Here is a 16,216-nt window from a genome sequence, read left to right on the forward strand (position 1 = left end):
CCGAACGGACCGGGGGGACCCGGACCGGGCCCGCGGCCGGGGGAGGCCGGGCGGACGGTGTCAGCGCTGCGGGTCGACCTCGAAGATCTCGGCGACGTCGTCCAGCACCGCGTGCGCGGAGATGAGGCCGACGCCGGACATCCAGTACGCGTCGTCCACGTCGGTCTTGGCGCCCTCCAGTTCGCCCCACAGCGGGTTGGTGACGAAGCGCTCCTTGTCCTCGTCGACCTCCCCGAGCCCGTCCTCGTAGGTGGCCACCAGGATGTGGTCGCCCTCCAGGTCGAGCAGGCGCTCGGGGCTGTGGTACGTCGCGATCTCCTCGGACTCGGTGTCCGTGCCCTCGCTCGCGGGCAGGCCGAGGTCCTCCATGATCACGCCGACGTAGGAGTGGCGGGTGTACAGGCGCACGCCGTCGGCGTCACCGGCGAAGCGGACGACCGACACGGTGGGCGGTTCGCCGTCCGAGGCCGCGGCGATCTCCTCGCCGATGGCGGCGGCCCGCTCCTCGAACTCCGCGAGGAGCCGCTCGGCCTCGTCGGCCATCCCCATCGACTCCCCGGCCAGGAGCAGGTTCTCCTTCCAGGTCGCGCCCGTGGTCTCCGACATCACGGTGGGCGCCACCTCGGAGAACTGGTCGTAGCCGTCGCCGTGGCGGACCTCGGCGGACAGGATCAGGTCGGGCTCGGTCCGGGCGACCAGCTCCGGGCTGACCTCCCACAGCAGGCCCACCGACTCCGCGCCCTCGCTGCTGCCGACGTTCCAGTCGCTCTCGGAGAGGTAGTCCGGCAGGGTGTCCTGGCCCTCCGCCGCCTGGGTGTAACCGACCACGTTCCCGCCCAGGGCGAGGGTGGCGTCCACGTAGGTGAAGTCCAGCGGCAGCACCCGCTCCGGGGCGGCCGGGATCTCGGTCTCGCCCATGGCGTGCTCCACGGTGATCGGGAACCCCTCGGCGGCTCCGCCCCCTCCGTCCCCGGCGGGCTCCTCCTCCGGTCCGCCCGCACCGCAGGCGGTGAGCAGGGCAAGGGAGGCCGCGGCGGCCACGAAGGGCAGGCCCGCGCGTCGCAGCGGGTTCGGGGTGTTCATGGTGTGGGTCTCCGCAAGGGGTGAGGGGACGGAAACCGTGACACTGGGGGCGCATCACGATGTGTCGTCCCAGGCCGGGACGTGGCAAACTTAGAACATTCAAGTGTGGCTAGGCAAACCTTACTTCGGGCGGCCTGGCCCTTCGCCATGAGGGGAGGCCCGGTGAGCGACACCTCCGGCCCGCCAACGGGCGCGGCGCCGGGGACCGCGCACCGCGCCGGCCAGGCGGTCGCGGCCCGGCGCACGCGCCGACTCGGCGGTCTGGCCCTGCTCGTCCTGCTGCTGTTCCTGGCCGTCGCCGCCAGCGTGCTCATCGGCGCCCGCACCCTCGGGCCCGCAACCGTGTGGCTCGCGCTGACCGGCACGGCGGGCAGCGAGGCCGACATCATCGTCAACGGGATCCGGCTGCCCCGCACCGTGCTCGGCCTGCTCGCCGGGGTCAGCCTCGGCCTGAGCGGCGCGCTCATGCAGGGGCACACCCGCAACCCCCTGGGCGACCCCAGCATCCTCGGCGTCACCTTCGGCGCGGCCCTCGCCGTGGTGCTCGGCATCCTGGTCCTGGGCGTCACCACCCTGAGCGCCCAGGCCTGGTTCGCCTTCGCGGGCGCCGCCGCGGCCACCGTCCTCGTCTACGTCATCGGCTCGGTCCCCGGGCGGGGACCCACCCCCGTCACCCTGGCCCTCGCCGGGACCGCCGTCAGCTGGCTCGCGTACTCCCTGACCTCCGGGCTCGTCCTGCTCGACCAGTCCACGATGGAGAACTTCCGGTTCTGGCGGGTCGGCTCCCTCGTCGGCCGCGACCCGTCGATCATCCCCGCGATGCTCCCCGTCGTGGCGATCGGCGCGCTCCTCGCCCTGGCCAACGCCCGCGCCCTCAACGCGCTCGCCCTGGGGGAGGACACCGCCAGGGCCCTGGGCTTCCGGATCGGTCCCGCCCGCGCCACCGGCCTGGTCGCCATCACCCTGCTCACCGGCATCACCGTCGCCGCCTGCGGCCCCATCGCCTTCGTCGGACTGATCGTCCCCCACCTGGCCCGCGGCATCGTCGGCGCCGACTACCGCTGGCTGCTGCCCTACTCGGCGCTCATGGGCGCGATCCTGCTCCTCACCGCCGACGTCCTGGGCCGCTTCCTCGCACCGCCCGGAGAACTCCAGGTCGGCGTCGTCCTCGCCCTGATCGGCGCGCCCTTCTTCGTCCACATCGTCCGCCGCCGGAGGCTCCTCGCCCTATGACCTCCACCCTCACCCCCCTCCCCGCACGCGAGCGTCCGGCCCGGCGGGGCCGCGCCGTGCGGCTCGGCCCGGTGTCGATGCCCCTGAGGCCCCGGCTGATCGCGGCCGGCGCCCTCACCACCGCGGTCCTCGCCGTCCTGGTCGCCCTCAACCTGTCCGTCGGCGACGTCTTCGTCCCGCCCGACCGGGTGTGGGCCAACGTCATCGGCACCACCTACGACGACTACTTCACGATCTGGCGGGTCCGCATGCCCCGCGTGGTGGTGGGCATGCTCGCCGGAGCCGCCCTCACCGCTGCGGGCGCCATCACCCAGACCATCATGCGCAACCCCCTGGCCAGCCCCGACCTCCTCGGCGTCACCCACGGCGCCAGCGCGGGCGTCGTCGCGATCATGGCCTTCGGCGGCAGCTACGGCATCATCAGCGGTCCCCTCGCCCAGGTGGGCGTCCCCGCGGTCGCGCTCGCCGGGGGCCTGGCCGCCGGCGCCCTCTGCTACGGCCTGGCCTGGCGCGGGGGCATCGACGGGTTCCGCCTGCTGCTGGTGGGCGTGGGCGTCTCCACCGTCCTCATGAACGTCACCCTGTGGATGCTCACCCTGGGCGAGGTCACCGACAGCGGCCGCGCCATGGTGTGGATCGCGGGCAGCCTGTCCATGCGGACCTGGCCGGACGCCCTCCCCGTCGCCCTCGCCCTGGCCGTGCTGCTCCCCCTCGCCCTGGCCTCCGCCCGCACCCTGGACGTGCTGTCCTACGGCGACGACGTCGTGCGGGGACTGGGCGTGCGCCTCGAACTGGCGCGCACCGCCATGCTGGTGCTCGCCGTGCTCCTGGCCGCCTTCGGGACCGCGGCCGCGGGGCCGATCCTGTTCGTGTCGCTGGCCTGCCCGCAGATCGCGCTGCGCCTGGCCCGCACCCCCCGCCCGCCCGTCCTGCTCTCCGCGCTCGTCGGCGCCGCCCTGACCTGCGCCGCGGACCTGGTCGCCCGCACCCTGTTCGACGGCGTCCAGCTGCCCGTCGGCATCGTCACCGGCTGCCTGGGCGCCCTCTACCTCATCTACCTGCTCGTCCGCGGCAACCGAAAGGTCCAGGCGTGACCACCCACGAACACCTCGGACGGGTCGTCCGCGACCCCGCCCCGACCGCACCGGCCCGGCTGCGCGCCCGCGACCTCACCCTGGGCTACGACGACCGCGTCGTCGTCCAGGGCATGGACGCCGACATCGTCGAAGGCACCATCACCTGCGTCATCGGCCCCAACGGGTGCGGGAAATCCACCATGCTCCGCGCCCTGGGACGCCTCATGAAGCCCCGGTCCGGCCTGGTCGAGCTGGACGGCCGCGACATCCACCGCGTCCCCACCCGGGCCGTCGCCGAGGTGCTGGGCGTCCTGCCCCAACAGCCGACGGCACCGGACGGGCTGACCGTCGCCGACCTGGTCGCCAGGGGACGGCACCCCTCCCAGCGCTGGTACCGGCAGTGGTCCGGGGACGACCAGGACGCGGTCGCCCGGGCACTGGAGCAGACCGGCCTGCTCGACCTGGCCGACGCCCCGCTCTCCGAGCTGTCGGGCGGACAGCGCCAGCGCGCCTGGATCTCCATGGTCCTGGCGCAGGGCACCGACCTGCTGCTGCTGGACGAGCCCACCACCTTCCTGGACCTCGTCCACCAGGTGGACGTCCTGGACCTGGTGCGGGAACTCCACCAGCAGGGCGGGCGCACCGTCGTCATGGTCCTGCACGACCTCAACCTGGCGGCACGGTACGCCGACACGATCATCACCATGCGGGAGGGGCGGGTGGTCGCGAGCGGGCCGCCCGCCGACGTCCTCACCCCGGTCCTCCTGCGGGAGGCCTTCGGCCTGGAGGCCGTCGTCGTGGAGGACCCCGTCACGGGAGGGCCCATGGTGGTCCCCGTCGGCCGCAGCACCGTCTGACGGGCACGCGCGCGAGCCCGCCCCGACCTGCACGACGTGTGAGCGCCCGCGGACGGGGGGAGGGTCCCTGTCCGAGGAATCCGCACGCGGAGGTGACAGGGCGTGGCTCTTGGACCACGGGGCGTCCGGTGTGTGAGGATCGCGGCATAAGTCGACGGTGGGTGCCCTGGCGGCGGTGGAGCGTGACCGACCCAGGGATGCGACGGAGTTGTGAGGGCGTTCACCTCGGTTTCACCTGTGCGAGTGGAACCTCGGCCAAGGTCGAGAGCGTCCGGCCGGAACCCCGCCGGACGAGGACGACCCGCGCGCTCCGGTCCGACCCCGCAAGGGACCGAGCAGACGGGAACAGCCATGATCCCCAAGGAGTAGGTGTGCCCGAATCCGCGCCCCGCCGTCGCCCGCTGCCGTTGCTCGGCCAGGCAGGGGGCGGTCGCTCCCGCGCGACATGCGCCCTGCGCTGCGGCGACGCCTGCTTCCACCCCGCCCCCAACACCAGTGACAACCCCTACTTCGGCGACATCTTCCAGAAGGCCCTCTCGCGCCGCACCGCCCTGCGCGCGGGTGCTGTCGGCGCGGGCGCCTCCGCCCTCGGCCTCTCCGCGATCGGTACCGCCGCCGCCGACCGCGGCCCCGGGCGCCCCCACCCCGCGCCCCGGCCGACCTTCACGAGCGTCCAGCCCAACACCGACGACAAGGTCACCATCCCCCGGGGCTACGACCAGCACGTCATCATCCGCTGGGGCGACCCCGTCCTGCCCGGCGCCCCGGAGTTCGACCTCGACGCCCAGACGGCGCAGGCCCAGGAGCAGCAGTTCGGCTACAACTGCGACTACGTGGGCTTCCAGCTGCTCGACGACGACAACGGCCTGCTGTGGGTCAACCACGAGTACACCAACGAGGAACTGATGTTCCCCGGGTACACGGACGGCGCGTCGGCCGACGAGGAGCACATCAGGATCGCCATGGCCGCCCACGGCGGGTCCATCGTGGAGCTCAAGCGCCACAACGGCACCGGCGAGTGGCGCCTGTCCGACGGCGAGCGCGCCTTCAACCGGCGCCTCACGGCCACGACCCCGATGCGCCTGACCGGCCCCGCGGCCGGACACGAACTGCTCAGGACCCAGGATGACCCGGACGGCACCCTGGTCAAGGGCATGCTCAACAACTGCGCCGGAGGGATGACCCCCTGGGGCACCTTCCTCACCGCCGAGGAGAACTTCAACCAGTACTTCGGCAACGCCCCCGCGGGCGCCGAGTACGCCCGGTACGGCATGGGCGCCGGCAACGCCAGCCGCCGCTGGGACCGGGTGGACGAGCGCTTCGACCTGGCCCGGCACCCCAACGAGGCCAACCGCTTCGGGTACATCGTGGAGGTCGACCCCCTCGACCCCGCGTCGGAGCCCCTCAAGCGCACCATGCTCGGCCGTATCAAGCACGAGGGCGCCACCATCCGCCTCACGGACGACGGCCGCGTGGCCGCGTACATGGGCGACGACGAGCGCTTCGACTACATGTACAAGTTCGTCAGCGCGAAGAAGTACGTCGAGGGCTCGCGCCGCCACAACCTCACCCTGCTCGACACCGGGACCCTGTACGTGGCCCGCCTGACCGGCAACAGCCCGTCCGAGGAGTTCGACGGCTCAGGGGCGCTGCCCGAGGACGGCGAGTTCGACGGCAGCGGTGAGTGGATCGCCCTGTGTACCGACACCGAGAGCTTCGTGGACGGGTTCAGCGTCGCCGAGGTGCTCATCCGCACCCGGCTCGCCGCCGACACCGTGGGCGCCACCAAGATGGACCGGCCCGAGGACTTCGAGCCGAGCCCGGTCACCGGCAAGGTCTACTGCGCGCTGACCAACAACTCCGCCCGCGAGCCCGGCCAGGCCGACGAGCCCAACCCGCGAGGCCCCAACAAGCACGGCCACATCCTGGAGATCGTCGAGTCCGGCTCGGACGCCGGGGCCACGGAGTTCGCCTGGAACGTGCCCATCGTCTGCGGCGACCCCGAGGACGACGACACCTACTACGCGGGCTTCGACAAGTCGAAGGTCATGCCGATCTCGGCGCCCGACAACCTGACCTTCGACAAGGACGGCAACCTGTGGATCTCCACGGACGGCCAGCCCGGGGCGCTGGGCATCAACGACGCCCTGCACGTGGTCCCCGTCGAGGGCCGCTTCCGGGGTGAGCTGAGGACCTTCGCCACCGTCCCGGTCGGTGCGGAGGCCTGCGGGCCCCTCATCACCGAGGACAACAAGACCGTGTTCCTCGCACCCCAGCACCCGGGCGACGGCGGCACCCTCGCGGAGCCCACCAGCACCTGGCCCGACGGCGACTTCCCGCGCCCGTCCGTGCTGTGCGTCTGGCACACCTCCGGACGCGACGTCGGCAAGTAGACCCCCTCCTCCGGGAGGGCGCGGGACACCGGCCCCGGCTCTGTCGTGGGGGCTGCCGGGGCCGGTATCTCCCGCCCGGGACCGGGCCGGCCGCACCGCGGGCACCGCTCCCGGAGCGGAGGTGGACGCGACCGGCCCCCGCCCGGGTTGGGGCGGGGGCCGGAGCAGGCAGGGGACCGGTGCGCGCCGCGGCGCGCACCGGTCCGGTGCGTCAGGAGGTCACGCCGCTCAGTTCGTTGGGGACCTCCTCCAGGGTGGTCGAGGCGGTGACCTCACCGGTCCCGAGGTCCACGGCGTGGATCTGGCGCGTGGCCGTGTCGGTGACGTAGGCGGTCTCCCCCCGGACGAACAGGGCCGGGCGGGGCTGCTGCCACTCCAGCGGCTCCTCCCACGCGTCCATCAGCTCGACGGAGTCGACGATCTCGCCCTCCTCCTGGTCGATGACGTGCAGCGAGCCGTCGGTGCCCAGGACCAGGGCCTCGCCCTGCGGGCCGCGGCCCAGGGAACGGAAGGTGTAGCTGGAGGGCAGGTCCACCAGCGACAGGGACGCGTCGGTGCTGTCGATCAGGGCGACCCGCTCGGGGCGCTCCAGTTCGGCGTCCGGGTCGGTCTTGTAGTCGCCCAGGACGACCGGGGAGGAGTCGGTCCCGGCCTGGTTGCCGATGCGCCCGTAGTCGTGCTCGGAGTCGACCTTGGTGAACTCGCCGTCCCGGTACATCAGGGCGCCGTCCTCGCAGCCGATGACGACGGTCTCCCCCTCGGCGGTGGTCTCCCCGTGCACGCCGGGGCACTCCTCGCTGCGGGCGACCTCCTCGCGGTCGGCGTCGAGCACGACGGCGCCCACGCGCTCCTCCTCGTTGCCGAGGGTGACGAGGAGTTCCCCGTTCTCCAGCTCGACGGCCACGCCGTGGTGGGCCTCCTCGGTCGTGTACACGTCCAGGTCCCCGGGCGTGCCCTCACCCAGCGCGTCGGTGTCGAACGAGGTCACCTCGCCGCTGCCGTCGGCGAACAGCACCGTGCGCCCGGCGTGGCGGACCACGTGACCGGGGGTGTCGGCGGGGAACACGGTGTCGGTCAGCTCGCCCGCGGCGGCGTCGAGCACCTGGAAGCCGTCTGCGGTCGAGACGAACAGGTGGCGGTCGTCGCCGGCGGGGTTGAGCCGGTTGAAGCCCTCCAGGTCGATGTTCCCGGCGACCTCCAGGGTGTCGCCGTCCAGGACGAGGACGCCGCCGTCGTAGGTGACCGCGATCGGATCGGTGACGGAGGCCCCGGTGTCGGCCGCCGCGGGGGTCTCGTCGGCGGTGCCGCCCGGTTCGGTGGAGCAGGCTGTCAGCAGCAGCCCCGCCGACAGGACGACGGGCAGTGCCGCCTTGGTCGCGGTGTGCGAGGTTCTCATGGTCTTCGGTCCTCGTGTCTCAGGGATCGTGTTCTCGTGCGCGGCACGCCGGGTGGCGGTGCCGGTGTCGGGGGGTGTGCTCCGCCCGGTCCTTCGCGGTGTTCGGGCACGGTCGGGGGCCGTCCCCCTCGGGGAGGGGGACGCCCTGGTGGCGCCCTCTGCGCGGCGGAGGCCCGGGGCGGGGTCTAGGGGGAGGTCAGGCCGGTGACGATCGCGGTGGTGTTGGCGCGCATCATGTCCAGGTAGGTGGCCGCGCCGCCGTCCTCCGCGGTCAGCGACTCGGAGAAGAGCGGGATGACGTCGATCTCCACCCCGGCCTCCTCGGCCATCACCGTGGCGAGGCGGTCGGGCTGGGAGGAGTCGGCGAAGACCGCCCGCACCCCGGCCGCCTCCACCGTCTCCGCGAGCGAGCTCAGGTCCGAGGCGCTGGGTGAGGCCAGGGTCGTGCCGCTGGGGATCACCGCTCCGACGACCTCGAAGCCGTAGCCGTCGGCGAGGTAGCCGAAGACGTGGTGGTTGGTGACGAGTTTGCGGTTACCGGACGGGATGGTGTCGAACTCGTCGGTCATCCACTCGTGGAGCGTGGCGAGTTCGGCCCCGTAGGCGTCGGCGTTGGCCCGCACGGCTTCGGCGTCGACGCCGTCCACCTCCTCGACCACGTTCTCGGCGATGAGGTCGACGGCGGTGGCGACCCGCCGCGGATCGGTCCAGAAGTGCGGGTCGGGCTCCCCCTCGCTCTCGTCGGAGGTGTAGGGGAGGGGGTCGACGTGCTCGCCGACCGCCAGGGCGGGGACGCCCGCCTCCTCGGCGGACTCCACGTTGCGGAGCACCCCCTCCTCCAGGCCGAGTCCGTTGTGGACCACGAGGGAGGCGTCCTCGACGGTCGCGGCCTCCTGGGCGGAGACCCCGAAGGAGTGGGGGTCGGCGTCGGGTTTCATCAGCACGGTCACCTCCGCCTCGTCGCCGACCACCGCGCGGGTGATGTCGCCGAGGATGTTGGTGGTGACGACCACGCCGCCGTCGGGGTCCCCGCCGGGGGCGCAGGCGACGAGGGTGAGCGGGCCGGCCAGGGCGAGTGCGAGGGCGGCGCCGGTGCGGCGCGGGGTCAGGGGTCGGGGCGTTCTCATCGGTTCACCGTCCGGTCTCGACCATGTGCCGCGGCGCGACCTCGGTCTCGAAGGTGCGCGCCACGCGCAGGTCGTCGTTGTAGTCGATCTCGTGGACCAGGCCGCCGTGCACGTCGTTGACGTAGGCCCGGGAGGTGTCCACCCGGATGGCGGGCGGGTCGTCGGTGTCCACCCGGTCCAGGAGCGCGGTGGCGGCCGTCTCCTCTCCCGTCTCGGGATCGAAGGAGTGCAGGGTGCCGTCCTCGGTGAGCGCCAGGACGGAGGCGCCCTCGCCGATCGCCGCCACCGAGACCACGCCGGGCAGCTCCCAGTGGTCCCATCGCGGTTCGGCGAGGTCGAGCGCGAGAACCGTGTCCGGGGCGGGGACGGTGGCCAGGGCAGCGGCCCCGGGGCGGTGGTGGAACCCGTCGGGCCGGGCGTCCGCGGGCAGGCCGTCGGGGTGGGGGAGCAGTTCGCCCGTGAACTCCCCGTCGTCCTCGGTGACCAGGAACGCGCCCTCGTCGCAGCCGATGACCAGACCGCGCCGGGTCGTGGCCTGGTCCCGGGGGGCGGTGCACTCCCCGCCCAGGTCCCGGATCCGTTCGCCGGAGCGGTCGTTGACGCGGACGCCGTCCGCGGCGGCGGTGACGACCGCGCCGCCGTAGGGGGCGACGACCGTCGCGTCGGTTCCGGCGGGGGAGGGGTCGACGGGGTCGACCGTGCCGTCCTCCAGGGACGGGCGGTCCAGCAGGGAGACCCCGCCTTCGCCGTCGGTCAGCGCGGTGAGGGCGGTGTCGGTCGCCGCGTTCTCCGCGGCGATCCCTTCGACGGTTCCGGCCGGGCGGATGGCGGCCCGGTAGTAGTGGACGTGGTCCCCGTGGTCCACGGTCCAGGTGCCGCTGTCGATCACGGTTGTCATCCGCTCATCGGATGAAATGAGGTGTGCGAATCTCCCGTCGCCGGTGATGCCGTCGACCGTCCCGACCGGGTCCAGCAGGGTGCTCTCCCCGGTGATCAGGTCGAGGACCTGGACGGGCCCCTCGGTGTCGGCGATGACCAGGCGGGACTGGGGTTCGGCGGTCTCCTCCGCCCCCTCGACGTATCCGTGGGGGGTGGCCTCGTCCTCCTCGGGCTCCCGCGACGGGTCCGGGGCCGGGGCGCACCCGGCGAGCAGGGCCATGGCGAGCAGCCCGGCGGACACCCGCGGGGCCGCGCTCCTGCGGTGGGGGCGGATCATGACGCGTTCGACCTTTCGTTCACGGGGTTCGGTGCGGGGGGCGCGACGGCGGTCCGGGGGCGGAGGGCGGCGCCGAGGTGGCGCACCCGGGACGCGGCGACGGAGACGAAGAAGAAGGCGACGGCCGTGGCGGAGATGCTGGCCCCGGCGGCCGTGCCCCAGTGCCAGGAGACGAGCAGCCCCACGAAGGTCGAGGCGCTGCCCAGCAGGGCGGCGCCGGCCATGATCGCCGGGATGCTCCTCGCCCAGATCGCGGCGGCTGCCGGAGGGGCGATGAGCAGGCCGAAGACCAGCAGGGTGCCGACCACGTGGAACGACGCCACCACCGCCAGGGTGATGAGGCCGAGCATGGCCGCGTGGGCCGCCCTGGGCGCCAGCCCCAGCGTCGTCGCCTTGCGCGGGTCGAAGGCCAGGGCCACGAAGGCGCGGTGGCCGCCGATCGCGATCACCAGGGCCGCCAGCAGGGCGAACGCGAGGAGGAGCAGGTCCCGCTCCCGTACCGCCAGGACGTCGCCGAAGAGGAATCCGGTCAGGTCGACGGCGAAGGACCCGGAGTGGGAGACGATGATCACGCCCACCGAGAGCATGCCGACGAAGAGCAGCCCGATGCTCGTGTCCTGGGACAGCCGCGGCGACCGGTTCAGGGCGGTGACGCCCAGGGCCATCGCGGCGGCGGCCAGGGCGGCCCCGACGAAGAGGTTCCCGCCCAGGAGCGAGGCCAGGGCGACCCCGGGCAGCATCCCGTGCGACATCGCGTCGCCGAGGAAGGCCATGCCGCGGAGCACGACCCAGGTTCCCGCGAGGGCGCAGATGAGGGAGACGAGAACGCCTCCCCAGAGGGCGCGTTGGACGAACACGACCTCGAACGGGTCGAACAGGGCTTCCATGTCGGGCACTCTATAATGAAAACCGTTTTCAATACCAAATCGGGAGTGGTCATGACTTCGGTCGATACGGCGACAACGGCGGCGGTGGCGCTGGAGAACGTGTACGCGGGCTACGGCGGACGGGCCGTCCTGCACGGCGTCACCGCGGCGATCCCCGCCGGCACGGTCACGGCCCTGGTCGGGGCCAACGGCTCGGGCAAGTCGACCCTCCTGGCGGTGATGGCCTCGACGCTGGCCCCGACGGCCGGCACGGTCCGCCGGGGGGTCTCGCGCCGTCCCGCCTTCGTGGTGCAGCGCAGCGCCGTCTCCGACGCGCTGCCCGTCACGGTGCGCGAAACCATCGAGATGGGCCGGTGGGCCGAGCGCGGGCCGTGGCGCCGCCTGACACGGGAGGACCGGGCGGTGGTCCGGACGTGCATGGACCGGCTCGACGTCGCCGACCTGGCCCGGCGTCGGCTGGGGGACCTGTCCGGGGGGCAGCGCCAACGGGTCCTGCTGGCCCAGGGGCTGGCGCAGGAGTCGGACCTGCTCCTGCTGGACGAGCCCGCCACCGGGCTGGACGCCGACTCCCGCGAACGCATCATGGCGGTCCTGGCCGAGGAGCGGGGACGGGGCGTGACCGTGGTCCACGCCACGCACTCGAACCGGGAGGCCGCACACGCCGACCGGATCCTGCGCGTGCGGGACGGGCGCCTGGAGGGGGCCGCGGACGCGGGCGCCGACGTGTGAGGGAGCGGGAGGGGCGTCCGCGCCCCGCGGCCCCGATCCCCGCTGCGGCGGAGATCCCGGGGCGGCCTGTCGGACAGGCCTCTGCGGACACCGGGGGCGGGACACGGGGACGCCGGGAGTCGGTGGCCGGTGGTCGGTGGGCGGTGGCCGGTGGCCGGTGGGCGGTGGCCGGGAGTCGGTGGGCGGTGGCCGGTGGCCGGACCCCGGGTCCCCCGGCGACAGTTCGCCCTGACCACGATGATCTTGTACTTATAGCCGGTTTCGAGTGCCCAAACCAGCTATAAGTACAAGATCATCGTGGGGGAGTCGGAGTCGGAGTCGGAGTCGGAGTCGGAGTCGGGGTCGGAGTCGGAGGCGAGGCCGGGGAGGGATCGGAGCCGGGGGTGCGGCTGGGCCCCTCCGGGTCAGGCCGTCAGAGGACCTTCTCGAAGCACAGGGAGGACTCCGAGTCCGCGTACGCGCCGAAGCCCGGGACGGGCGTGTACCCGGACCGGGTGTAGAAGCGCACGGCGTCCGGCTGGCGGTCCCCTGTCTCCAGCCGCAGGCACGTCCACCCGCGTGCGCGCGCCCAGTCCTCCAGCGCGGCCAGGATCCGGGGGGCGGCGCCGGTCCCCCGGCGCTCGGGGAGGACGTACATGCGCTTGACCTCGCCCGCCCCGCCACCGAGGTCGCGGAGACCGCCGCACCCCACGGCGGCGCCCGCCCCGTCGCGGGCCACGGCGAAGACCGCGATGTCGTCGGCGGAGGGGGCCACCCCGGGCTCGGAGTCGGGGGTGCCGTACCGTGCGGCGATCTCCGCGCGCTGCCCCGCGCGCAGGGCGGCGGCGTCGGGGTCGTCCCAGTCCACGATGTCGATGCGCATGCGCGGCAAGGTATCGCCCGCGTGTTTCCGGGGGATGACGCCGCACGCGGCGGCCCGGAGGTGCCGCCGTGCTCAGGACCCGTCGGTGAGGGCCTCGCGCATGACCCGGAACTTGGACTCGGTCTCGGCGAGTTCGGAGGCCGGCTCCGACTGGGCCACGATCCCGCCCCCGGCGAACAGCCGCGCCCGTGCGCCGTCCACGTGGGCGCAGCGCAGGGCGATGCCCCACTCGGAGTTGCCCGCCCCGTCGAGCCACCCGACCGGGCCGGCGTAGCCGCCGCGGTCCATGCCCTCGGCGCCGGCGATCAGCCGCATGGCGGTGTCGGTGGGGGTGCCGCCGACGGCGGCGGTGGGGTGGAGGGCGGCGACGGCGTCCAGGGCCGAGACCCCGGGGGACAGGCGCGCGTGCGCCCGGGTCGCCAGGTGCTGCACGTTGGCGAGCTGGAGCAGGCTCGGGCTCCGGGGGACCTCCATCTCCTCCGCGAGCGGCGCGAGCGCGGTGCGCAGGGAGTCCACGGCCATGCGGTGCTCGTCGACGTCCTTGGCGGAGGCGAGGAGCTGGTCCGCGAGGCGCCGGTCGCCGTCGGGGTCCTCGCCCCGGGGGCGGGTCCCGGCCAGGACCAGCGAGGTGAGCCGGTCGCCCTCACGGCGCAGCAGGAGTTCTGGGGTCGCCCCGACCATGCCGTTGACGGAGAAGGTGAAACAGCTGGGGAAGCGCAGGCGCAGGCGTTCCAGGAGGGTGCGCACGTCGATGGGGGAGTCCGCCTCGGCGAAGGCGTCGCGGGCGAGGACGGCCTTCTCCAGCTCCCCGGCGCGGATGCGTGTGACGGTGTCGGCCACGGCGGCCATCCAGGCGTCTCCCGTCAGGGACCCCCGCGTCCAGGTGACCGGTCCCACGGGACGCGGTGCGGACGCCGTGTGCGGGAGGCCGCCGGGCAGGGCTCCGGGCTCGTCGGAGACGGTGGTCAGCCAGGAGCGCCCGCCGCGCCGTCCCACCAGGACACGGGGGACGATCAGGGCGGATCCCGGTGAGGTGGGGGCGAAGGCGAACGTGCCGAAGGCGACCAGGCCGGTGCCCGCCGCACCGACCTCGTCGGCGATCTCGGCGTGCTCCCTGAGCCCGTTGAGCCGGCGGGCCGCCTCGGAGAAGCGGGTGGTGTCGGTCGGCGCGGTTCCCTCGGGTTCGGATCCCAGGTCCAGCCGCGCGGCCTCGCCCCAGCCCACGATGCCCTCGTCCCCCGTCAGCCACGCCAGCGGGGTCTCGTCCGGCAGGCGGCTGACCAGGCCGGCCGTGTGGTCACGCAGGGGAACGGTGCGGACGAACAGTTTGGGCGGACTCAGGGCGACGTTCACGGTCACCGAGTTTAGGACCTCGTCAGGGGCGTTGTGTCCCGGTCCGTCGAGGTCGGACGGCCCTTCGCCCGATGTGTTCCCGGGGGATCGGCGGGCGCGGGGGCGAAGGTGTGACCTGGTGTTGGGGGCGGACGGGGCGAAACCCTCCGCGTGGCGGTGTCGCGTTGCACTGTCATCATGTTCCCCGAACCCCCATGGTGCGACGTTGTCCACACATTGTCTGAATCGTGTCCAAAAATTGACATCCTGCTCTACCCTTGGTCGCGGCGCCACTCCAGGGGGACGGCTGTGCGCGACGAACCTCAGAGGAGAAACGTTCATGGGATCAGTGGCACGGGCCGAGACCTCGCCGCGCACCGCACTGCGGTGGGCGGCGTCGGCAGCCGCGACCACCGTCCTGCTGTCGGGCTGCGCCGTCTCCGGCGACGGATCCGACGGCGACGCCCCCGGTACCGAACAGGCCGGGACGGCCGCCCAGCTCCGGTGCGAGAGCGACGGCGGTCAGCGCCAGATGCGCGGGGCGTGGCTCACCACGGTCCGCAACATCGACTGGCCCTCGGAACCGGGCCTGTCCGCGCAGGAGCAGAAGGACGAGCTCGACGCCTACCTCGACGACGCCGTCGACATGGGCCTCAACGCCGTCTTCCTGCACGCGCGGCCCACCGCCGACGCCGTCTACGCGTCCGATCTGGAGCCGTGGGCGCGCTACCTCACCGGCGAGCAGGGCGGCGACCCCGGCTACGACCCCCTGGAGTACGCGGTGGCCGAGGCGCACGAGCGAGGCCTGGAGATGCACGCCTGGTTCAACCCCTACCGCGTCGGCCTCCAGGACCCCGACATCGAGGACATGGCCGACGACCACCCCGTCAAGGAGAACCCGGACTGGCTGGTCGACTACGGCGCCGAGGCGTACGTGGACCCGGGCAACCCCGAGGTCCGCGAGTGGGTCACGGGCGTCATCATGGACGTGGTCGAGCGCTACGACATCGACGGCGTCCACTTCGACGACTTCTTCTACCCCTACCCCAAGGACGGCGAGGAGTTCGACGACGACGCCACCTGGGAGGAGCACGGCGGTGGCTTCGACGACCGGGGCGACTGGCGGCGCGACAACGTCAACAACCTCATCGCCGACGTCCACGAGGGGATCGAGGCCACCAAGCCCTGGGTGAGCTTCGGGATCTCCCCGTTCGGCATCTGGCGCAACGACAGCACCGACCCGAGCGGCTCGCCCAGCTCGGGACTGCAGTCCTACGACGCCCAGTACGCGGACACCCGCACCTGGATCCAGGACGGCACCGTCGACTACGTCGCACCGCAGCTGTACTGGGAGCGGGGCTTCTCCACCGCCGACTACGAGGCCCTGACCGACTGGTGGGCCGCGGAGGTCGAGGGCACCGGAGTGGACCTCTACATCGGCCAGGCCGCCTACCGGGTGGGCGAGGACGGCTGGGACGGCGACGACGCGCTCAGCACCCAGCTCGACTACTCGGGTGAGCTTCCCGAGGTCGGAGGGGACGTCTACTTCTCCATCAAGAACCTGCGCGAGCAGGCCGCCGACGCCTACGCCGAACTCGCCGACACGCACTACGCGCAGCCCGCGCTCCCGCCGCAGGCGGACGCGCCCGAGAACCAGGGGCCCCTCGCCGGCCCGGTCCCGGACGTCCGGGCCCAGGCCGAGGACGACCGGGTCGAGGTCGAGTGGGAGGCCGCCGACGCCGCCCGCTTCTACGCGGTGTACCGCCTGCCCGCCGGCGCCGACGCCGGATCGGAGGAGGCTCGCTGCGCCGCCCTCGCCCCGGAGAACCTGGTGGGGCTCACCGGGGGGACCGCGCTGACCGACACCGACCCGCTGGAGGACGGCTCCGGGTACGTGGTCACCGCGCTGGACGACTACCGGGCGGAGGGCCCGGTGAGCGAGGCCGCCGACATCCGGCGCTGACCCCGGCCCGCACCCGGGCAGGACGGCACGGGACCCCCGGCCGACGGACACCGTCGGCCGGG

General features: G+C 73.4%; 13 protein-coding genes. 6 read left to right on the plus strand and 7 right to left on the minus strand.

The window, feature by feature from the left end; genetic code table 11:
• Window positions 1-60: 60 nt before the first annotated feature.
• Window positions 61-1,083, minus strand: a complete 1,023-nt coding sequence (locus tag Q8791_RS21990) for an iron-siderophore ABC transporter substrate-binding protein (RefSeq protein ID WP_330093657.1) — start codon at window positions 1,081-1,083, stop codon at window positions 61-63.
• A 162-nt stretch (window positions 1,084-1,245) separates the two neighbouring features.
• On the opposite strand from Q8791_RS21990, the gene Q8791_RS21995 reads away from it, so the two are divergent.
• The 4 genes from Q8791_RS21995 to Q8791_RS22010 all read left to right on the plus strand — a co-directional run bounded on the left by Q8791_RS21995 (window position 1,246) and on the right by Q8791_RS22010 (window position 6,642).
• A complete protein-coding gene (locus tag Q8791_RS21995) occupies window positions 1,246-2,316 on the plus strand; it encodes a FecCD family ABC transporter permease (protein ID WP_330093658.1) in 1,071 nt (356 codons plus the stop codon).
• A complete protein-coding gene (locus Q8791_RS22000) occupies window positions 2,313-3,410 on the plus strand; it encodes a FecCD family ABC transporter permease (RefSeq protein ID WP_330093659.1) in 1,098 nt (365 codons plus the stop codon). The genes Q8791_RS21995 and Q8791_RS22000 overlap by 4 nt, the downstream gene beginning before the upstream one ends.
• Window positions 3,407-4,249, plus strand: a complete 843-nt coding sequence (locus Q8791_RS22005) for an ABC transporter ATP-binding protein (RefSeq protein WP_407942039.1) — start codon at window positions 3,407-3,409, stop codon at window positions 4,247-4,249. Before Q8791_RS22000 ends, Q8791_RS22005 begins: the two co-directional genes overlap by 4 nt.
• A 371-nt stretch (window positions 4,250-4,620) precedes the next feature.
• Window positions 4,621-6,642, plus strand: coding sequence for a PhoX family protein (locus Q8791_RS22010; protein WP_330093660.1), 2,022 nt, complete (start codon window positions 4,621-4,623; stop codon window positions 6,640-6,642).
• Between the two features lie 211 nt (window positions 6,643-6,853).
• On the opposite strand, the gene aztD is transcribed toward Q8791_RS22010, so the two are convergent.
• The 4 genes from aztD to aztB form a co-directional block, all read right to left on the minus strand.
• Window positions 6,854-8,038 (minus strand): zinc metallochaperone AztD, encoded by a 1,185-nt coding sequence (aztD, locus tag Q8791_RS22015; RefSeq protein WP_330093661.1) that lies wholly within the window; start codon window positions 8,036-8,038, stop codon window positions 6,854-6,856.
• 185 nt (window positions 8,039-8,223) lie between these two features.
• The gene (aztC, locus tag Q8791_RS22020) at window positions 8,224-9,165 is read right to left on the minus strand and encodes a zinc ABC transporter substrate-binding protein AztC (protein ID WP_330093662.1); all 942 of its coding nucleotides are present in this window, start codon (window positions 9,163-9,165) and stop codon (window positions 8,224-8,226) included.
• A gap of 4 nt (window positions 9,166-9,169) precedes the next feature.
• Window positions 9,170-10,381: an ABC transporter gene (locus Q8791_RS22025; RefSeq protein WP_330093663.1), complete on the minus strand. Its 1,212-nt coding sequence runs from the start codon at window positions 10,379-10,381 to the stop codon at window positions 9,170-9,172.
• Window positions 10,378-11,268, minus strand: coding sequence for a zinc ABC transporter permease AztB (gene aztB, locus Q8791_RS22030; protein WP_330093664.1), 891 nt, complete (start codon window positions 11,266-11,268; stop codon window positions 10,378-10,380). The genes Q8791_RS22025 and aztB overlap by 4 nt, the downstream gene beginning before the upstream one ends.
• Window positions 11,269-11,319: 51 nt before the next feature.
• On the opposite strand from aztB, the gene aztA reads away from it, so the two are divergent.
• Window positions 11,320-11,997: a zinc ABC transporter ATP-binding protein AztA gene (gene aztA / locus Q8791_RS22035; protein WP_330093665.1), complete on the plus strand. Its 678-nt coding sequence runs from the start codon at window positions 11,320-11,322 to the stop codon at window positions 11,995-11,997.
• A 412-nt stretch (window positions 11,998-12,409) separates the two neighbouring features.
• Here aztA and Q8791_RS22040 read toward each other — a convergent pair whose 3' ends face one another.
• Together Q8791_RS22040 and Q8791_RS22045 are read right to left on the minus strand one after the other, a co-directional pair.
• A complete protein-coding gene (locus Q8791_RS22040) occupies window positions 12,410-12,859 on the minus strand; it encodes a GNAT family N-acetyltransferase (protein ID WP_330093666.1) in 450 nt (149 codons plus the stop codon).
• 72 nt (window positions 12,860-12,931) lie between these two features.
• A complete protein-coding gene (locus Q8791_RS22045; protein ID WP_330093667.1) occupies window positions 12,932-14,212 on the minus strand; it encodes an isochorismate synthase in 1,281 nt (426 codons plus the stop codon).
• Between the two features lie 319 nt (window positions 14,213-14,531).
• Here Q8791_RS22045 and Q8791_RS22050 point away from each other — a divergent pair, with 319 nt between their 5' ends.
• Window positions 14,532-16,154 (plus strand): glycoside hydrolase family 10 protein, encoded by a 1,623-nt coding sequence (locus Q8791_RS22050; protein ID WP_330093668.1) that lies wholly within the window; start codon window positions 14,532-14,534, stop codon window positions 16,152-16,154.
• The last annotated feature ends 62 nt before the right edge of the window (window positions 16,155-16,216 follow it).

It is taken from the genome of Nocardiopsis codii, assembly GCF_036327455.1.
Lineage (GTDB): Bacteria > Actinomycetota > Actinomycetes > Streptosporangiales > Streptosporangiaceae > Nocardiopsis > Nocardiopsis codii.

Bases quoted from the DNA above. Each gene is read 5' to 3' on its own strand.
- aztD (WP_330093661.1), bottom strand. From the start codon at position 8,038: ATGAGAACCTCGCACACCGCGACCAAGGCGGCACTGCCCGTCGTCCTG.
- aztA (WP_330093665.1), top strand. From the start codon at position 11,320: ATGACTTCGGTCGATACGGCGACAACGGCGGCGGTGGCGCTGGAGAAC.
- Q8791_RS22040 (WP_330093666.1), bottom strand. From the start codon at position 12,859: ATGCGCATCGACATCGTGGACTGGGACGACCCCGACGCCGCCGCCCTG.
- Q8791_RS22025 (WP_330093663.1), bottom strand. From the start codon at position 10,381: ATGATCCGCCCCCACCGCAGGAGCGCGGCCCCGCGGGTGTCCGCCGGG.
- Q8791_RS22050 (WP_330093668.1), top strand. From the start codon at position 14,532: ATGGGATCAGTGGCACGGGCCGAGACCTCGCCGCGCACCGCACTGCGG.
- Q8791_RS22000 (WP_330093659.1), top strand. From the start codon at position 2,313: ATGACCTCCACCCTCACCCCCCTCCCCGCACGCGAGCGTCCGGCCCGG.
- aztC (WP_330093662.1), bottom strand. From the start codon at position 9,165: ATGAGAACGCCCCGACCCCTGACCCCGCGCCGCACCGGCGCCGCCCTC.
- aztB (WP_330093664.1), bottom strand. From the start codon at position 11,268: ATGGAAGCCCTGTTCGACCCGTTCGAGGTCGTGTTCGTCCAACGCGCC.
- Q8791_RS21990 (WP_330093657.1), bottom strand. From the start codon at position 1,083: ATGAACACCCCGAACCCGCTGCGACGCGCGGGCCTGCCCTTCGTGGCC.